This window comes from Corynebacterium sp. 21KM1197 (genome assembly GCF_033783015.1).
GTDB lineage: Bacteria > Actinomycetota > Actinomycetes > Mycobacteriales > Mycobacteriaceae > Corynebacterium.
In genome coordinates, this window is record NZ_CP123907.1 from 86825 (window position 1) to 105508 (window position 18684).

Annotated in this window: 16 protein-coding genes; 6 read left to right on the forward strand and 10 right to left on the reverse strand. The window is 66.4% G+C overall.

Annotated elements, in window-relative coordinates:
• Positions 1-6: 6 nt before the first annotated feature.
• A complete protein-coding gene (locus tag OLW90_RS00415; protein WP_319650326.1) occupies positions 7-1302 on the reverse strand; it encodes an acetyl-CoA C-acetyltransferase in 1296 nt (431 codons plus the stop codon).
• Between the two features lie 160 nt (positions 1303-1462).
• Here OLW90_RS00415 and OLW90_RS00420 point away from each other — a divergent pair, with 160 nt between their 5' ends.
• Both OLW90_RS00420 and OLW90_RS00425 read left to right on the forward strand, forming a co-directional pair.
• A complete protein-coding gene (locus tag OLW90_RS00420; RefSeq protein ID WP_319650328.1) occupies positions 1463-2797 on the forward strand; it encodes a 3-oxoacyl-ACP reductase in 1335 nt (444 codons plus the stop codon).
• Positions 2798-3706, forward strand: a complete 909-nt coding sequence (locus OLW90_RS00425) for a MaoC family dehydratase (protein ID WP_319650329.1) — start codon at positions 2798-2800, stop codon at positions 3704-3706. It begins immediately after the preceding gene.
• Positions 3707-3971: 265 nt separating this feature from the next.
• Here OLW90_RS00425 and OLW90_RS00430 read toward each other — a convergent pair whose 3' ends face one another.
• From OLW90_RS00430 to OLW90_RS00450, 5 genes are all read right to left on the reverse strand, one after another.
• Positions 3972-7379 carry an arabinosyltransferase domain-containing protein gene (locus OLW90_RS00430; protein WP_319650330.1) on the reverse strand — a complete coding sequence of 1136 codons (3408 nt, stop codon included), beginning with the start codon at positions 7377-7379 and terminating at the stop codon, positions 3972-3974.
• A gap of 27 nt (positions 7380-7406) precedes the next feature.
• Entirely contained in the window at positions 7407-9401 is a 1995-nt protein-coding gene (locus OLW90_RS00435) for a galactan 5-O-arabinofuranosyltransferase (RefSeq protein WP_319650331.1), read from the reverse strand.
• 298 nt (positions 9402-9699) lie between these two features.
• Positions 9700-10461 carry a decaprenylphospho-beta-D-erythro-pentofuranosid-2-ulose 2-reductase gene (locus OLW90_RS00440; protein WP_319650332.1) on the reverse strand — a complete coding sequence of 254 codons (762 nt, stop codon included), beginning with the start codon at positions 10459-10461 and terminating at the stop codon, positions 9700-9702.
• Positions 10462-10473: 12 nt separating this feature from the next.
• A complete protein-coding gene (locus OLW90_RS00445) occupies positions 10474-11889 on the reverse strand; it encodes an FAD-binding oxidoreductase (RefSeq protein WP_319650333.1) in 1416 nt (471 codons plus the stop codon).
• Positions 11890-12001: 112 nt separating this feature from the next.
• Positions 12002-12220: a hypothetical protein gene (locus OLW90_RS00450; RefSeq protein WP_319650334.1), complete on the reverse strand. Its 219-nt coding sequence runs from the start codon at positions 12218-12220 to the stop codon at positions 12002-12004.
• A gap of 29 nt (positions 12221-12249) precedes the next feature.
• Between OLW90_RS00450 and OLW90_RS00455 the strand changes: the two genes are divergently transcribed.
• The 4 genes from OLW90_RS00455 to OLW90_RS00470 are packed head-to-tail and all read left to right on the forward strand — an operon-like array spanning position 12250 to position 14465.
• Entirely contained in the window at positions 12250-12666 is a 417-nt protein-coding gene (locus OLW90_RS00455) for a hypothetical protein (protein WP_319650335.1), read from the forward strand.
• On the forward strand, positions 12663-13112 hold the full coding sequence (locus tag OLW90_RS00460) for a hypothetical protein (RefSeq protein WP_319650336.1): 450 nt from the start codon (positions 12663-12665) through the stop codon (positions 13110-13112). Before OLW90_RS00455 ends, OLW90_RS00460 begins: the two co-directional genes overlap by 4 nt.
• Positions 13102-14052 (forward strand): hypothetical protein, encoded by a 951-nt coding sequence (locus tag OLW90_RS00465; protein ID WP_319650337.1) that lies wholly within the window; start codon positions 13102-13104, stop codon positions 14050-14052. The genes OLW90_RS00460 and OLW90_RS00465 overlap by 11 nt, the downstream gene beginning before the upstream one ends.
• Before the next feature lie 11 nt (positions 14053-14063).
• The gene (locus OLW90_RS00470) at positions 14064-14465 is read left to right on the forward strand and encodes a GtrA family protein (RefSeq protein ID WP_319650338.1); all 402 of its coding nucleotides are present in this window, start codon (positions 14064-14066) and stop codon (positions 14463-14465) included.
• Between the two features lie 205 nt (positions 14466-14670).
• On the opposite strand, the gene OLW90_RS00475 is transcribed toward OLW90_RS00470, so the two are convergent.
• The 4 genes from OLW90_RS00475 to OLW90_RS00490 all read right to left on the reverse strand — a co-directional run bounded on the left by OLW90_RS00475 (position 14671) and on the right by OLW90_RS00490 (position 18674).
• Positions 14671-15579 carry a glycosyltransferase family 2 protein gene (locus tag OLW90_RS00475; protein WP_319650339.1) on the reverse strand — a complete coding sequence of 303 codons (909 nt, stop codon included), beginning with the start codon at positions 15577-15579 and terminating at the stop codon, positions 14671-14673.
• Positions 15554-16525: a type IV toxin-antitoxin system AbiEi family antitoxin domain-containing protein gene (locus tag OLW90_RS00480; RefSeq protein WP_319650340.1), complete on the reverse strand. Its 972-nt coding sequence runs from the start codon at positions 16523-16525 to the stop codon at positions 15554-15556. The genes OLW90_RS00475 and OLW90_RS00480 overlap by 26 nt, the downstream gene beginning before the upstream one ends.
• A gap of 431 nt (positions 16526-16956) precedes the next feature.
• Positions 16957-17742: an ABC transporter ATP-binding protein gene (locus tag OLW90_RS00485; RefSeq protein WP_319650341.1), complete on the reverse strand. Its 786-nt coding sequence runs from the start codon at positions 17740-17742 to the stop codon at positions 16957-16959.
• A 53-nt stretch (positions 17743-17795) separates the two neighbouring features.
• Complete coding sequence (locus OLW90_RS00490; RefSeq protein WP_413464479.1) at positions 17796-18674, reverse strand: ABC transporter permease; 879 nt, start codon at positions 18672-18674, stop codon at positions 17796-17798.
• Between the last annotated feature and the right edge of the window lie 10 nt (positions 18675-18684).

Below are 18684 nucleotides of genomic sequence, written 5' to 3' on the forward strand. Positions count from 1 at the left end.
AAGTGATTAACGCTCAAGGATGGCTACAACGCCCTGGCCGCCAGCGGCACAGATGCTCACGAGAGTGCGGCCGCCGCCGTTTTCCTCCAGGGTCTTGGCGGCGGTGGCGAGGATGCGGCCGCCGGTGGCGGCGAAGGGGTGACCGGCCGCCAGCGAGGAGCCCTTGACGTTGAGCTTGCTGCGGTCGATGGCACCCAGCGGGGCGTCGAGGCCGAGGCGGTCGCGGCAGTAATCGGTGGATTCCCAGGCCGCCAGGGTGGCCAGCACCTGGGAGGCGAAGGCCTCGTGGATCTCGTAGAAGTCGAAGTCTTGCAGGCTCAGGCCGTTGCGGGCGAGCAGGCGCGGCACCGCGTAGGTGGGGGCCATGAGCAGGCCGTCCGGTCCGTGCACGAAGTCCACGGAGGCGGTCTCGGAGTCCACCAGGTAGGCGCGCACGGGAATGTTGTGCTCGCGGGCCCAGTCCTCGGAGGAGAGTAGGGCCACGGAGGCGCCGTCGGTAAGCGGGGTGGAGTTACCGGCGGTCATGGTGGCCTGCGCGCCGTGCTGCTCGGCGTCCTTGCGGCCGAACACGGGCTTGAGCTTGGCCAGCTTGTCCACGCTGGTGTCCGGGCGCAGGTTGGTATCGCGCTGCACGCCGAGGAAGGGGGTGAGGAGGTCGGAGAAGAACCCGGCCTCGTAGGCGGCGGCGAGGTTGCGGTGGGACTGCACGGCCAGTTCGTCCTGGTCGGCGCGGCTGACGCCGAACTCGCGGGCGGTGATCGCGGCGTGCTCGCCCATGGAGAGGCCGGTGCGCGGCTCGCCGTTGCGGGGCTGCTCGGGGGCCAGCTGGGAGGGGCGGATGGAGCCGAGCAACTTGAGGCGGTCACCGGCGGTCTTGGCGGTGCTGAGCTTGATGAGCGTGCGGCGCAGGTCATCGCCCACGGCCAGGGGCGCGTCCGAGGTGGTGTCCACGCCGCCGGCCAGGCCGGACTCGATGCGGCCGAGGGAGATGGCGTCGGCTACCTGAATGGCGCTGGTCAGGCCGGTGCCGCAGGCGTGCTGCACGTCAAAGGCGGGGGTGCGGGAGCTCAGCGCGGAGCCGAGCACGCACTCGCGGGTGAGGTTGAAGTCGCGGGAATGCTTGAGCACCGCGCCGGCTACCACGAGGCCCAGGTCCTCGTCCTGGAGGCCGTAGCGGGCCACGGCGCCGTCGATAGCCGCGGTGAGCATGTCCTGGTTGGAGGCGTTGGCGTACTCCTTGTTGGAGCGCGCGAAAGGAATGCGGTTTCCGCCGAGGATCGCAACCTTGCGAGGGGTAGTCATATGTGCTCCGTCCTAGTAGGGATCTCTGCGTGACAGTTTAACGTGATTCAAAGCATAGGGTTTGAAAATCTATAATGTGAATCACTGGCTCGGCTGCTACGGTAGACAAAGATGTGGCGTAAGCAAAGCGCCAACCCCCACGACGTTAGGAGATCAACCTATGCCCTCCGCACAAAAAGGCCTGCTAGAGCAACTAATCAACTCCCCCCTCGCGGGTAAAGCGGGGGTACCGCAGGGTGAGCCGCTGCGGCGTTACAAGCCCGGCGAGCCGCTTCTCGACGCCCCCGTGGTCACCGGAGGCGCCCCCGGCAGCCGCTTCGAGGCGGGATTGAAGGACCTCCTTGGCGGCGACTACCAATACGTAGGCCCCGAGGCAGATACCAAGCGCGGCGCCATCGTCTTTGACGCCACCGGAATCGCCCGCCCCGAGGATCTCCACGAACTCTTCGACTTCCTCCAGCCCCAGATGCGCAAGCTCGCCCCCTGCGCCCGCGTGGTGGTGTTGGGCACCACGCCCGAGCTGGTGGAGGACCGCGACGAGCACATCTGCCAGCGCGCCCTGGAAGGCTTCACCCGCTCCCTGGCCAAGGAACTGCGCCGCGGGGCCACCGCGCAACTGGTGTACGTCGCCCCCGAGGCCGACCTCAAGGCCGCCGAGTCCACGCTGCGCTTCCTGCTCTCCGGTAAGTCCGCCTACGTGGACGGCCAGGTGATCCGCGTGACCGCCGCCGCCGTCGGCACCGCCGACTGGAACAAGCCCCTGGCCGGGAAGATCGCCGCCGTCACCGGCGCGGCCCGTGGCATCGGCGCCACCATCGCGGAGGTCTTGGCCCGCGACGGCGCGAAGGTCATCTGCGTGGACATCCCCCAGGCGGGCGAGGGCCTGACCGAGACCGCCAACCGCGTCAAGGGCACCGCCCTGCCGCTGGACGTGACCGCCCCCGACGCCGCCGACCAGCTCCAGAAGCACGCGGAGGAGCGCCACGGCGGCGCAATCGACATCATCGTGCACAACGCCGGCGTGACCCGGGACAAGCTGCTGGCCAACATGAACGAGGGCCAGTGGAAGATGGTGCAGAACATTAACCTGGTGGCCCCCGTGCGGATCACCGAGGGCCTGCTGGCCAACGGTGGCCTGGCCGACGGCGGCCGCGTGGTGGGTGTGTCCTCCATGGCCGGCATCGCGGGCAACCGCGGCCAGACCAACTACGCCACCACCAAGGCCGGCGTGGTGGGCCTGGTGGACACCTTCTCCGAGGAGCTGGCCGCCCGTGACATCACCGTCAATGCCGTGGCCCCCGGCTTCATCGAGACGGCCATGACCGCCGCCATGCCCTTCGGCCCGCGTGAGGTGGGCCGCCGCCTGAACTCGCTCTCCCAGGCGGGCCAGACCATCGACGTCGCGGAGACCATCTCCTACCTCGCCGGTAACGCCTCCGGCGCGGTCACGGGGAACACCGTGCGCGTGTGCGGCCAGAACCTCCTGGGGGCCTAAATGACGCACCACGAACTCCCCGCCATTCCCAACCTCATGAGCGAGTACGGGAACGCCGCCCGCGATCTCCTCCCCGTGGTGGGCACCAAGCGACGCGCCACCGGCGATCCCACCACCTCCTTTGGGGTGAGTGGCGTGACCATCGACCCCGCCCACGTGGCGGCCTACGCCCAGGCCACCGGGCTGCGGTTGGGCAACACCCTGCCCCTGACCTACCCCTACGTGCTTTCCTTCCCCCTGGCCATCAAGGTCATGGGCGCCCCGGACTTCCCGTTCAACGCGGTGGGTGCGGTGCACCTCACCAACGTGATCGAGCAGTACCGGTCCCTGAGCGTGACGGACACCCTGAACATGAAGGTGCACGCGGAAAATCTCCGCCCGCACCGCAAGGGCCTGCTCATCGACATGGTGACCGAGGTGGAGGTGGCGGGCGAACTCGCCTGGAAGCAGACCTCCGGGTTCCTGGCCAAGGGGGCCAAGATGTCCGGTTCCGTCTCCGGTGCGGTGGCGGAGGACAGCGGCTCCCTCTTTGGCGAGCATCCCGCGGTTCCCGAGCACGCCCCCACCGGGCAGTGGCGCGTGACTCCGGCGCAGATCAAGAAGTACGCCCAGGCCTCCGGGGATAAAAACCCCATTCACGTTTCCACCCTGGGTGCCAAGGCATTCGGCTTCCCCACCACCATCGCCCACGGCATGTGGTCCGCGGCCGCGATCCTGGCCGGGGTGGAGGGCCAGATTCCCGACGCCGCCCGGTACGGCGTGGAGTTTGTGAAGCCGGTGGTTCTTCCCGCTCGGGTGGGGTATTACGCGGAGCGTTCTGTCCTTTCTGAGCGGGGTTGGGACTTCCAACTCCGCAAGGCCTCCAAGCCGACCACCCTGCACGCGGTGGCGCGGTTGGAGGAGCTCTAGGTTTCTAGGTTTCGGCCTTTTTCGGCGCTAAGGGGTGCCATTAGGGGCGGTTGCGGCGAGGCGACCGCCCCTAATGGCACCCTTTCGTGTTGTTTGCACCTGAGGCGCCCGGGAGGGGGTAAACGGGGACGCAGGGGCGGCGTCGGTAGTGGCGATGGTGACCCGGCAGCACCAAGGGGTGCCACCTCGCCCCGGGAACCTCCGAACCCCGGTCTAGTGGCACCCCTTAGCGTTGTTGCGGCCCCGCCGAGCCCCCGCCAGCCCCTTACCCCTTGGTGTCGATGTTCATCTCGCCCGGGTTCCACAGCCCGGAGCGGGTAATCTCCTCCGTGGTGATCTCGGCGGTGCGGGGGGTCTGGCCGGCGGAGTTGGTGCGCGGCTCATAGATTTCGATGGAACCCCAGTCGCGGCCCCAATCGTCGCGGAGGTAGCTGGGCAGCTCGTAGGACTCGTTCACGGCCTCCACGGTGCCCATCGGGCCGCCGCCGGTGTAGTTCTGCACCGGGGTGAGGGTGGATTTGCCGGGGTAATCGGGGGAGACGCGGTAGGTGGGGATCTCGGTCACGCCCGCGTAGTGGTTGAAGGTGCGCTGGCAGGGGAATTGCAGCGGCACCGGCCAGTCGAGCAGGCCGGGCTGCTCGGAGCCGATCACGTTGTTCAGGGTGTCCAAGGTGGGCACGCGGGGCGGGGTGATGCCCAGCCACTCGCCCTCGTTGAGGTTGATGTCCTCGGCCTTGATGCGCACCACGTTGGCGGCCTCGGGGAGGTCGGCCAGGGGGTAGCGCAGGTTGCGCCAGTTGGGGGTGGGGCCGGCGTCGCGCATTTCCACGGAGCCCTCGTCGGTGACGGAGCCGTCGGCCTGGCGGGTGCCGTATTCGAGCACCAGGTTCTGGCCGTCCTGCTCGATGCCGTTGATGTCGTGGTGCTTGATTTTGCCAAAGGCGGAGACCACCACCAGGGGGGCGTCCTCGCGGGCGTCGGGGAGTTCGTACCAGGCCGTGGTGACCTTGGCGGGGCGCTGATCCTCCTCCTGGTAGGAGCCGAGTACGGGTACTACCTCGTAGTCGAGATTGAAGGGCAGCTCGTGGGTGGAGCCGTTCACGCCGCGCTGGTTGGCGGAGCGGGAACCGCCGGAGTTGCCGTTGTCCTGGCCGGAATCGGAGGTTCTGGCGGCGTCGTCGGAGTCCACCTGATCCGCGATGGCCGCCCCGGGGCCACTGGTATCCGATTCCGCGTCCTCCACGCTGCCGGGCAGGTTATTGGGGCCGAATCCGCGATTTTCCCCGGCCTCCAGGGACTCGCCCAGGGAGATGTCGCCCACGGGGGTGAGGAAGGCCTGGTTGGTGTTCGTCTCCACCAGCGCGTCCGAGGCCAGGCCGCAGGCGTTGCCGCCGAGGTTGCGCAGGTTGCCCAGGCCCACGGTGTAGGCCGGGTACTGGCTGGCAAAGGCCTTGCCGAAGCTGAGCAGGGAGAAGGCCAGCACCACGGCGCTGAGCACCGCGATCGGGGCGGAGGCCAGCCCCACCCAGCGGGAGGAGGCGTTGAGGCGGCGTCGCTTAGCCAGCATCTCGTCCAGGTTGCCCAGGGCCTCCGCGCGGGTGCGGCGCATGTCCCCGATGAAGGAGAACACCACGCCGATCGCCAGGATCGCAATGGCCAGGTACAGCACCACCGAGGAGGCCTCGATGCCCTTGAGCTGCACGGACTTATCCCACCACGGGATGTGGAAGCTGGACACATACCACCAGCCGTTCATGCCGGCCAGGGAGAGCGCGAAGATCAGCAGGAACCCGCCGATGGTCATGGCGCGGGCGCGCGCGGAGCGCACCACCATCGCGCTGAGTGCCACGGAGGCCACGGCGGCGAGCGCGGCGGCGGTTCCGGCGTTCGCGCCGAAGTGGTGCGTCCACTTGGTGGGGGTGAACATGAGGAAGAAGAACGTGCCCACCACGATGATGAGCAGGCGCACCGTGGGCCCGGAGGCCGCGCCCGCGATCTTCTTGTGGCGCAGCAGCGTGATGCCCACGATCACCAGCGAGACAAAGAACATGAACATGGGGAAGCGGCGGGTAAAGGAGCCGTCCACCGAGGCGGTGGACAGCAGCGACTGATAGCGCGCGAACTCCTCGCTCCACGGCAGCGCCGGGCCGATCTCCGAGCGCACCCGCGTGGCTTCCAACACGCTTGCGAGGGTCTGATCCCCAAACATGCCCACCAGCACCGCCGTGCCCGTGGCCAGCACCGGGGCCAGCATCGCCAGGGCGGCCACCACGTTGGCACCTATCGACGCCCTTTCGCCCCCACCGAGCAGCGGCAGCCGCTCGTAGAGGATCCGCAGCAGCGGGGAGAGGGCCGCAAAGAGAGCGGCCACCGCCATCAGGCCCGTGGGCCCGGTGGCCAGGGAGAGCGCGGCCAGGAGCACGCCGATCGCGCCGGGGAGCAGCCGCCTGGTCTCGATCGCGCGCTCGAAGGAGGCCCAGGCCAGGATCGCGCCCATCGCGATGATCGGCTCCGGGCGGGTGCCGTTGTTATAGGGCAGCCAGAACGTGAGCAGCACCAGGGCGGCCGTCCACTGGGCCAGGCGGCGGCTGCCCACCGTGCCGCCCAGGCGCGGCAGCAGATACCGGGAGAGCACGAACCAGATGACCAGGCCGGAGATCAGGGCGGGCAGCCGCACCCAGGCCGAGGCCGTGGACACCTGCGTCATGAGCCCCAGGAGATCGTAATAAGGCCAACCAAAGGGGGCCTCGGGCACGCCAAACCAGCGGTAATAGTTGGCCATGTAGCCGGAGTGCTCCGCCAGGCGGGACATGGAGAGGATATAGCCGTCATCGGCGGTATTGGCGCCCAGGAAGTGCCAGCCCACCAGGATGGAACCCACCAGGGCGTCCAGGCCGCGCGGGCGCCACCACCCGGCGGGCAGCACGGGGAGGCGCCCCCGGCCGTCCAGACGATCCAGGCGGAACAGGCACCACAGGGATACCGCCATCATCGCCAGGCCCAGCCAGGTGGCGATCTGCTTGAGCAGGGTGGGCGAGGAGGTAAACCGGGAGTTGATCTCCACGTGGACGCTTAAGCCGGCGTCGATAAGCTCCTGGGCGGCGTCGTTGTTGAGTTCCGTGTACAGGCCGCTGACCTGCGGGCGGACGTCATCCTTGGAGGTGGAGTCCGGGGAGGAGGCGTAATCGGTGCCCTCGATCCACGCCTTGGTTTCTTCCTCCGTGGAGCGCAGGGAGAGCACCGCCCCATTAGGGAGGTCGCGCACCTGATCCGCGGTGAGGTCAAAGAACGCCTCGCCGCGCACGGAGACGTCCAGCGAGCCGTCAAAGGAGCGGACGAAGAGCCCGCGATGGGCGGCGTCGGTGGAATCGGCGGGCAGGGTACCCAGAAGCAGCGCCTCCCCCTCGCGCAGTTCCTCCAGGGCGGAGACGGGGATCTGGGCCTCCATCTCCTGCGGGGCGTAGGAGATCAGCGGCGCGTTCACCGAGTCCACGCTGCCGCCCTGCGGCCAGTTCAGGCTGGACTGCACCTGGTGAACGGGCAGAAAGGGCGTGGCCACAAAGAGGAAGAACCCGAGCAGGCCGGTGATGATGGCCAGGCGTTTGAGCCAGCCGGGGGCCTGCTGCGTGGGAGCGTGTGGTGGTGCGGGGGACGCTTCTGAGGTAACAGACACAGCCCGTTAGTCTACGGCACCGGCGGGTCAGGCTCCCTCCGTGACTCGGGTGACCACCACGAAGGGGCCGATCTGCGTCATGTCCCAGCGGCGGGAATCCGCAAAGGAGGCGGGGTTGAAGAACACTCCCTTATACCTGATGTTGGGGTGATTGGGGTAGATGTCCTCCGCGAGGTGGATCTTGAAGCCGGAGGTGGTTTCTTCGGAGTCGGCCCCCGCCGAGTCCGTTTCCCCCAGGGCCGAGCCCGAGGCGGCGGCCTCCGCCTCCAGGTCGCCCCGGAAGAGGAACACGTCCGGTGCCCGCCAGGAGCGTTCCTGGGCCTCGGCGGCCACGGTGGCGTCGAAATCCGCGGGGTCGGCCAGTTCTTCCCAGGAGCGTAGGGCCCAGTCCTCGATGGCGGCGTTGCGCCGGTCAAACTGCCCCAGGGGATTGGCGTAGTGGCTGGTAAAGGCCTGGAACCCGTGATAGGGGTGGAAGCTCATAAAGCGGTTCTCATCTGCCAGCACCACGGTATCGGCGGGGTCGTGGCCGTGGCGGCGAATCTCCTCGTCGATCTGGGCGTAGTACTGGGCGGCGTTGGGGGCAAAGCGATCGGCGCGCTCCCCGTAGCCATCGGTGTCCGAGTAGGCGTAGTCCAGGTTTTCCTGGTGGTGGGTGGGAATGTCTTGGGCGTATTTCACCCCGGCCAGGCTCAGCACCGCCACCAGGGCCAGCGTGATGGGTTGCTGCCAGCGGGGGGAGAAGCGATCCGGGTACAGGGAGCGCAGCCCCTGGCGGCGCAGCCAGCCGAAGCCCATCACGCCGGCGGTGGCCAGTTGCAGGGCCACCAGCATTTCCACGCGGAATCCCAGCAAGGTCACCCCGCCGATGGTCAGCACCATCGAGGCCAGGCACCAGGCGTACTGGCACAGCAACACCAGCAGGAGGGCGCCCTCGGCGGGGCGTCGCCAATGCAACACCAGGTACACCAGCCCCACCATGCACAGCACTCCCACGATGGAGGCCGCGAGGAAGGGCAGCGGGAACTCCGCGCCCTCGCCGGGCAGGTAGTGCATGGCCGTGGCTCCCGAGCGCTCCCGGCTGTGCAGCGTGGCCCACAGGTAGGGGCCCCAGGTGCTCAGCGCGAGGAGGATGGAGCCGGTGCCCGCCACCACCAGGTGCAGCAGAGGCCGCCAACTCCGGCGCGCGGCGGCCAGCACCAGCGCCATGACCACCACGGAACCGGCGGCCAGGGCGGTAAAGAGCGTGTACATGGTGGCCGAGGCTCCCAGGAACACCGCCACGCCCGCCGTGGCGAACCAGGAGCCGGACAGCGCCCTGCGCGCGATCAGGGACAGCGCGGGCACGCCCAGCGCCACGATGATGGCATAGGGCTCTTGGGGCCCGAGTTGCAGCATGAGGCAGGTGCTCACCAGGGCGATCGCGGCGGCGGCGGGCAGGGAACCCAGCAGCCGCTGCCACACCGGCACCAGCAGGCAGGCGGCCGCCGCGATCGAGACGAGCGCCCACGGCTGGTACACCTCCCAGCCCGGCATGCCCAGGAGGTTGGCCATGCGGCCGCCCAGCCAGAACCAGGTGGGCGGGTAATAGGTGGGCATGTCGATGTAGTTCATGTCCGCCAGCGAGGTGGTCTGCGCCATGCGGCTGAGGAACTGCGTGCGGAACGCCTGATCCACCTGGAGGCCGTCAATGTACAGGCGGGTGGCCGAAAGTGGCATGCCCGTGGTGCTAAACACCAGCGCTGCCGGGGCCAGGTACGCCGCCGTGTACGTAAGTGCGCGCCGCCACCGGGGAATCGCGCCGCCGCGCAGCCACCAGGCCATCAACACACCCACCACCACGATCACCGCCGCGCTGCCCGCCGTGGCGAGCGCGCGCGTGACCATCGAGGTGCTAAACGCCGGGAGCGTCACCTGCTTGGCCAGGAACCAGAGCACCAGGGTCAGCGCGGCCCCGGCGAGGGGGGCCAGGGCCATTGCCAGCAGGGTGCCGCGCCGCCCCAAACGGTCTGTAGAACTCATGGGCAACAGTCTAAGGGGTGCCACTGGGGCGGGGTTGGGCGACAGGCGCGGGTTAGTGGCACCCCTTGCGCCGCTTTTCGACGCCCTCCCTCCCGCATGCGGCCCCGCACCTCTCACTTTGGTGGTGGGGGTCACCTCCCCGACCGCTGGCCCTATTCCTGGGTCTGGCTGATTCTGTTTCACTCCCGCCCCGCTCCACCCCCCACCACCACCCCAAAGGGTGCCATTGGGGGCGGGGCGGGCGCCGATCCCCCGCTAATGGCACCCCTTAGTGTTGGTGGAGTGGTGAGGAAGCCGTTCAGAAGGGCAGGTGCCGGAAGATCTGGCGCGGAATGAAGTTGAAGGCCGTGGTCACCAACTGGAAGGCCGGGTGGACAAAGAGGATGTCCTTGCCACTCGCCACGGCCTCCACGGTGTCCTTGCCCACGCGCTCGGCGGAGACCGTGAACGGGGCCTCCTTGACCCCGGCGGTCATCTTGGTGCGCACCTGGCCGGGTCGAACGGTGAGGACATTCACACCGGAACCGCGCAGGGCCTCCCCCAATTGGGTGTAGAAGCCGTCGAGGCCGGACTTGGAGGCGCCGTAGACAAAGTTGGAGCGGCGTACCCGCACCCCGGCCACGGAGGAGAGCGCCACGATGGTGCCGTGGCCCTGCTTCTTCATGGCCTGAGCCAGGAGCACGCCCACGGAGAGGGGCCCGGTGTAATTCACCTGGGCGCTGGCCACGGCCTTGGCCTGGTCCTGCCAGAGTTCTTCCTGGTCGCCCAGGCTGCCAAAGGCCACGATGGCCACGTCCACGTCGCCGTGGGCAAAGGCCCGTTCCACCACCTCGGGGTGGGTATCAAAGGCGGTGGCGTCGAAGTCGAGCACCTCCACCTCCGTGGCACCGGCCTGGGTGAGTTGGGCTACGGCGGCGTCGATACGCGGGCTGGCGGCGCGGGCCGCCAGGGTGACGCGGGCGGGGCTGCGGTGCAGGAACTCGGAGACGATGGCTAGGCCGATCTCCGAGGTTCCGCCGAGCAAGAGGATGTTTTGGGCTTGGCCCACTGCGTTCAACATTGGGGGTACTCCTTAGCACAATTCGAGGCGGCGGGACATATCGGAGGCAAAGACGCCGGTGGGGTCGATGGCGTTGCGGGTGCGCAGCCAGCCCTCCATGCCGGGGTACATGGCGTGGAAGTTCTCGGCGGAGGTGCGGGATTCCTTGGCCAGGTAGAGGCGGCCGCCGAACTCCATCACCTGGCGGTCGAGGTCGTCGAGGAGTTCGCCCAGGCCCGGGCGGATGGGGAAGTCCACGCACACGTTCCACCCCGGCATGGGGTAGGAGAGCGGGGCGCGGTTGCCGGGGCCAAAGAGTTTGAACACGTTGAGGGCGGAGTAGTGCCCGGAGGCCTGGATCTGCTTGATGATGTCCTTGAACGGCTCCACGGCCTCCATCGGCACCACAAACTGGTATTGCAGGAAGCCCTTGGCGCCGTAGCCGCGGTTCCACTCCCCGATGAGGTCCAGGGGCTGGTAGAACTGCGTGAGGTTTTTCACCTGGTTCCGCGCGGGCGAGCCCATCAGGTAGTAGGCTTGGCCCACGGCGGAGAGGCTGAGCTTGTTCATCGTCCAGGAGGGGAAGATGTCCGGTACCGTCATCAGTTGCGGGGCGTGGAACTTCAGGGGGTCCTTGGCCAGTTTGGGGGCCAGTTCCTGCAACTGATCCAGGGTGGCCAGGGAGCCCCGGGAGATGGTGGCCCGGCCGAGTTTGGGGGCGGGGGAGATGGCGTCGAACCACGCGGAGGAATAGGTGTAGTTCACCTCGGAGCCATCGGAGTGGAAGGCGATGGTCTCATCGAGGGTATTGGTGCGGTCCGTATCCGCGATGAAGAAGGCCGTTTCCGTCTTGGTCATGCGGATCGTGGCGCGCAGAATGATGCCGGTCAGACCCATGCCGCCCACGGTGGCCCAGAAGAGTTCGCCCTCGGGATCGTCCGGGGAACCCTCCGGCTCCAGGTGCAGCACGCGGCCATCGGCCACCAGGAGTTCCATGGCGGCCACGTGATTACCAAAGGAACCGGCCGAGTGGTGATTCTTGCCGTGAATATCCGGGCCGATCGCCCCGCCGATGGTCACCTGGCGGGTGCCGGGCAGCACCGGAACCCACAGGCCATAGGGCAGGGCGGCCTTCATCAACTGGTCGAGCGTCACGCCCGCGTCCACGTCCACCAGGGCGGAATCCGGGTCGATGGAGTGAATGCGATTGAGCGGCTGCATGTCCACCACCAGGCCGCCGCCGTTTTGGGCCGGGTCGCCGTAGGAGCGGCCCATGCCGCGGGCGATCACGCCGCGCCGGGCGTATTCGGGCTTGGTGGAGTTCTCATCCGCCACCTGGGCCACGGCCTCGATGATCGTCTCCACGTCCGGGGTGGAGAGCACGTGGGCCGTGGAGGGCGCGGTGCGGCCCCATCCGTAGAGGGATTGTTCCTTGGTCTGGAATGCCATATTAAAAGGAATCTTTCCGAAAGAAAGGCGTACTAGATACTGCACCCACCTTAGCGCCCCGGTGCAGGCCGGGTGCCCGGCGACGGCGCGGATTGAGGCGGATCGACGCGGATCACAAATCCATGATCTCCCGCACCCGGGCGGGCAGTTCCTCCTGCGAGGTGATCTCCGGGCCCTGATAATCGCGCAATTCCTGGTACACCAGCACCCGGCTGGTGGAATCGAGCAGGGGGAGTTCCTGGGCCATGAGGCGCGTCATGAAGTCATCCAGGGGGAGGTTGGTGCGCTGCGCCGCCTCGTGGTGCTCCGGCTGACCTTTTCTTCCGAACATGGCTCCCAAGGATAGCTAGGGTGGTGGGCATGACGCAGAAGAATCAATCCACCCTGAACGCCACGCGCACCAGGCGACTGGGGCAGGCGGCCTTTGTGGGAGCGTGGGAGGCGCTGCCGGATTACGTGCCCTCGCGGGTGGCGCGCGGTGTCATCAAGACGGCCCTGGTGGGAGGCGGGGTCGCCACGGCGGTGGCGCTGGGCCGGGGGGAGGATACCCCGGTGGAAAAGCCCAAGGAGATAGACCTTAGCGCCACCCAGACCAGGGTGGCGCTGGCGGTGGGGTTCGCGTTGCTGGTGGCCATGCCGGTGCTGAACCACAAGATCCGCGTCTGGGCGGCCGGGTGGCTGCGCCGCTGCGGCATCAATCGCCCCCACACCGTGCTGGGGGTGGCGGCGGCCGTGGTGGTCTTTGCCGCGCTGGAATCGGAGGCGGACGTGGCATGATCGCGGTCGTCGATAAGCAGGAGGAAGCCACGGTGGTGTGGCACGTGCAGACCACCGTGGGGGACACTGCCGTGATGTCCGGGGCGTGGATCGTGGCGGACCCCACGGATCTGTTGGTGGGCGCGGTGCAGGTGCGGCCCGGGGCCGAGGCGGTGCGCGAACTCGCGGCGGCGATGAACGAGGAGCGCGAGCGGATCCGCGAGGCCTGCGGGGACAAGGTCACCGGCCTGCGGCTCGACGCCCTGGTGGAGCCCGACCTCGACCAGATTTCCGCCGCCTACCAGGGCGAACCCGCCGCGCGCCGGGCCTGGGTCACCGCCACCGCGCTCGCGCAGCTCGTGCAGCAGTGGCACACCCTGGAGACGCAGCGCCGCTCCCGCAAGCACCTCCAGGAGGTCTTTGGCAAGGAGATCAGGCCCCTGCCGCTGAAGCACCATGCGGCCTGAACCCACCACCGTGCTGCTCCGGGCCGCCAGCCTCACCGGAGAAGTCCACCGGCACATCGGCATCGATGCCTCCCGCCACCTGCACGATCTGCACCGCGTGCTGGGCACCTGCTTTGGGCTTATCGACGCCCCCACCTGGGGTTTTCAGCACTCCACCGACGCGGGAGGGCGGGGCGTGGACGGTAGCGAGCGCATTGACACGCACCTGGGTGCGGTGGGCGAGCACCTGACCTACGAGTGGGGACTGTGGCAGATCCGCCTCAGCGTGGTGGGCGTTTTTGTGCGCGACGCCCACACCCCCTGGGCGCTGTGCGTGGGCGGCTCCGGGAGTTTCCGGGACGCGCCCTTCGACCTGGCCACCATCAACGCCGCCCTGATGGGCGGCGCGGCCACGCGCGAGGTGATGGATCGGGTACGACCCGAGGTGCGCTCGGTGCTTTCGCGGGGGAACCTGATGGACTTCGTGCCGCTGCTTCAGGCCCTGGATGTGGGTTGTGGTTTTGTGGGCTCGACGGGCTCGGAAAGTGGGGCCGTGGCGGGGAAGGTGGCGGAGCTGCCGGTGGAAAAAGACCAGGTCGGCGCCGATGCTTTTTGGTGCGCGCTGCTGGGCTTTGCCTGTTTTTCCGGCGAGGCCGTGGCCGATGAGGTGATGGTGGCCGCGATGGAGGCGCTGGGATACGGGGATTGTGTGGATGAGGCTCGGTTAAGCGGCCGCGTGGTGCGGGCCTGGTGCGCGGAGTCCCTGGATCGGCTGGCCGCGATGGGCGGCTGCGGAGAGAACCAGGCGCCCCCGGTGGAGCGCCTGGAGTTGTACCGGGTGCTTTTGAGCGGGGATGTTTTCTGTGGTGGGGGTGCTGGTGGTGTTTCTGGCGACTCTGGAGGTTCTGGCGGTTCTGGCGGTTCTGGTGCGGGGGCGGTGTTGAGCGCCGCGCTGAAGTAGGCTGAGGCCCCGTGCAGGATTTAAAGAGCCAGGGCATCCGTTTTCTTATCAGTGGTGGCATCTCCGCCGTGGTGGATCTGGGACTGACCTGGATATGCAACGTGGTGGTGGGCATGAGCATTCCCGCCTCGCGCACCATCGGCTTTATCTTTGGCACGCTCGTGGCCTACATGATCAACCGCCGCTGGACTTTCCGCGCCGAACCCTCCTGGCGGCGGTTCCTGGCGGTCATGGGCCTTTATGCGATCACCTATGGTGTGAACGTGGGCGGCCAAACCTTGGGGCAGCGGCTTTTCCAAGACTGGGGTTGGGACCACAACATCGCCCTGGTGGTGGCCTTTGTGCTCTCCCAGGGCACGGCCACGGTGATCAACTTTGTGATGCAGCGGACTTTCATTTTCCGGGTTAAGTGAGTTGCTGGGGGTGGTTTGCGGTTGGTTTGTGCGGGGGGGGGCTCGCGTTGGCAGTTGCTGCTGGCTGGGTTGCTGGGTTGCCGTTGGCTGGCGGCCCCATCGGCATCGGCGCTAAGGGGTGCCATTAGGCGGTGGATTGGGCTCCCACACCCGGAGGTGGCACCCCTTCGTGTTGGGTGCGCAGGTGGTGCGGGCTCATTCCGGCTTATTCCGGGCGACGGAATCGTTCGCGGCGGCCGAGCCGGTGGAGGGAGAGCCATTCCTTGAACCCGGCCGGGTCGCGCCTTTGGACTAGGAAGAACCAGGCAAAGCGCGCGTATTCCTGGGGGAGGAGTTTGCGCATACCGGGTTGGCTCATGAGGTATCCGCGGTTGCGGTATGTGAAGAATCTCTTGGACTCGCTGCTGGGGTATTGGGTGTGCATTTTCCCACCCAGAATGGGTTTGAACTCGTCCGAGCCATCGGGGTGGAGATACGCGGTGGTCAGCGCGGTGCCAAAGCGTAGGCCCGAGCGAACAAGACGGCGGTGATATTCCACCTCGTCGCCGCGAATAAACAGGCGATAGTCCGGTACGCCGATGATTTCCATGGCGCGCGCCGAGATGAGCGCACCGTTAAACAGGCTGGCGATCCCCGGAATGAAGTCTCCTTCTAATTCATTCACGGTGCGTTTCCACGTCACCCCCTGGCGCAAAGGGAAGGCGAGTCGTTCTGGGGTGTCGATGTTGCACACCACGGGCGAGACCTCGTGGAGACGGTGCCGGGCGGCGGCGTCGATAAGCGTGGCCAGGACGTGATGATCCTGGGGGCGCCCATCATCGTCGGCGCACCAGATGGCGTCGGCCCCGAGGGCTAGCGCGGTGAGGAATCCGTAGGCGAAACCGCCGGCGCCGCCGAGATTTGTGCGGCTGGGCAGGTAGATTCCGCGATCCCCGGCTACCTCATCGAGGAGGCGGCGCACGGAGTCCTCGGCGGCGTTGTCCACCACGATGACCCATTTCACCGGCCGGGTTTGCTGACATACCTGTTCCAGGGAAGCGCGGAGTTGTTCGACTCGCCTGTGCGTGACAATGACGGCGGCAATGGAATCAGAGCTTCGCAGCGGCGGAATCATGCCTACATTCTGCCACGCTGCGGTGCCACCGCCACACGGGATCGTCGCTGAATGGGGAGCGAAGCCCCCGCGCGATAGCGATGATTTCCTCCACTACCTTTTCGCAGTGATGATCCACGCAGGCCGAGGTATAACGCAACGCGTAATATCCCTGACTAATGGCGTCATTGGTTTTCCAACGGTCCTTGACAAAGGACGCGCTATTGCTATGAAATGCCTCCCCGTCAATGTCGATGAGCATCTTACATTTTCCCTCCACGAGTGCATCCCAGGTGTGATTGCCGATCTTCACGTTTTGCGTGATCTTGAGGCCGTGTATTTTGAGGGGGCGGAAAACCCTGCGCTCCGTCTCGCTATCAGCGCCGATGGAGGATCGGCCGAGTACTGCGGAGAGCCCTTTGCGGGAGGCGGTGCCCAGGCAGGAGAGGTCTTTTTTTAGAGAAGGGGTGCCGTTTCGGCCCGCGTAATGATGCTCCAGAACACGCATGAGAACGTCCTGGGTGCTATCGCGGAGACGACGTTTTACCGACCGGAGCGCCGATACCAATCTCGCTGGTGAAAGCAGTGAAAGATCGCGTACCACTGTGGCGGCGCAGAGGACTTTTATGCCGTGAATCATGGTGGTGGGTAAGCAGCGCCGACGTGTGACCCGCAAAGTGTGGGTATTCTTCTCAGATTTTCCTCTGGGCACAACGGCGTGCAGGGGAAGCGTGACCTCCTGATTAAGGAATAATTGCACGGCGGTGACCCCGGTGAAGGCCAGATGTGGTTTGAGTAGGGAATAGGCGGCGCACAATTGGTGCGGTGTTAATGGTTCTTCTGAATAGAGCCCGCGAATGATTCTGTGGAGGCTACCCTCCCTGAGGCGGCGAGCGATGGAATAGCGTGTTTCTCCCATGCGTTTGAGTTCGGCTGTTGAGGCAACAGTAATGCCATCAATTTCCATGTGTACCATTGGTTCCCCCTAGCGGTGCGGTCTTGCTCTCACCCTAGACCACGCCTGGGACACGTATGTTCGAATGGGGTGCCTGGCTGTGGATAACCGGGCGGGCTGTGATGGGGTTGTGGATAACTGAGGCCGTTGGGGTGCCATTGGTTGGTGGAGGCTTGCCGACGCCCCGCTAATGGCACCCCTTGGAGGGGGTCGGGAGGAAAGAACCAAAAAGAGTGAAACGGATGTGACTGGTGGGTCTGGTGGTGAAACCGCCCATCCAGACATTCCCCATTCCAGCGCCGCTACACCCCGCAACAACGTCAAGGGGTGCCACTGACCCCCGCCGAGTCCCCATCACCCCACTAATGGCACCCCTAAGTGCTGTGGGCGCCGCCGCCCAGCATCACCCCACCCCTAACCACACGCTCCCCCAAAAACCACCCCTACTCCTGGAACTCGGCCAGCATCTCCCTCATGCGCTTGCCTGCCTCGGGCCCCTCGTAGGCCTCCACCACCTCGTCCACGAGTCCGGCCTGGCGGATCGTGCCGTGATCCACCCAGAGCGCGGTATTGCAGAGTTGGGCGAGGAAATCGTTGGAGTGGGAGGCAAAGACCAGGATTCCGGAGCGCTTGACCATTTCCTGGAGCCGCACCCGGGCCTTGGCCATGAAGGCGGCGTCCACGGCGCCGATGCCTTCGTCGAGAAGCAAAATCTCCGGCTCAATGGAGGTGACCACACCCAGGGCCAGCCGCACGCGCATGCCGGTGGAGTAGGTGCGCAGCGGCATATTGAGGTATTCGCCCAGCTCGGAGAACTCCGCGATGTCGTCCATTTTTTTGCGCATGGAGCGGCGGGTCTGGCCCAGGAAGAGGCCGCGAATGATGATGTTTTCGTACCCGGAGATCTCCGGGTCCATGCCCACGCCGAGATCAAAGACGGGGGCCACTCGTCCGCGCACGTGCGCGGAGCCGCGGGTGGGTTCATAGATGCCGGAAAGGAGGCGCAGGAGGGTGGATTTGCCGGCGCCATTGTGGCCCACCAGGCCCACGCGGTCGCCCTCGCGGAGGTGGAGGTTAATGTCGCGCAGGGCCTCCACCACCACGGTGTTTTCCTGATTGCGGCCAATCGCTCCGCCGGCGGCCCCCAGGAAGGCTTTTTTCATGGATCGGGATTTGGCGTCAAAAATGGGGAAGTCCACGCAGGCGTTGTGGGTATCTATGGAAACCACGGTGTTTCTTCCTTTCCTATCTGTTCGGCCCTAGGGCCCTGTACCTAGCGGCCCTATACCCAGTAACTCACGCGGAAGCGCCATTGGCGCATGGCCAGGAGGGTGAGGGTGAGTCCGGCGGCGGTCAATCCCAGCACCACCCACCAGTGATAGGCGGGAAGCGGCGCACCGATCATGGGGGCGCGCACGATTTCCAGGTAGTGATAAAGGGGATTGAGCTGGGCGAGGTGGGCGCGCTGGCCCGCGCCGTTGATGTTGTCGCGCAGGGTGGAGGTCATCCACACGATGGGGGTGATGTAGAAGAGGAGTTGGGTGCCGGCGTCGAGGAGCGGGGATACATCGCGGTATCTGGTGGCGATAATGCCAAAGAACATCGCCACCCACACTCCGTTAATAATAAGGAGCGCAAAGGCCGGGATCATGAGCAGCACGTCCCAGCCCAGGTGTCGGGGAAAGATCACCATGAGCGCCACCCAGATCACCAGGTTGTGCGCCAAAAAGAGCGTTTGCTTCCACACCAGCCGGTACACGTGGACGGAGAGCGCCGAGGGGAGTTGTTTAATCAGCCCCTCGTTGTCGATGAAAATATCTGCGCCCTCTTTAATGCAGCCGGAGATGAATCCCCAGATAATCAGCCCCACCGTCACGTGCGGCAGAAACTCCGCCAGCGGGATATTAAACAGCACGGAATACAAAAGGCCCAGGGCCAGGGCCATCACGCCGGTGGCGATGGTGATCCACAGCGGGCCCAGCACCGAGCGCTTGTAGCGCTGCTTGATGTCCTGCCAACCAAGTTGCAGCCACAGTTCGCGCTGCCCGAATCCCCGCACCAGGTCGGCCCAGGCCGCCCGGAACGTGCGGGACTGGGAGGCGGGGGCGGCGTCGCCAGTAGCCTCCGTCATCCGGGCGATGTCTGCTCTGAGGGGTTGCATGGTTTTCCAG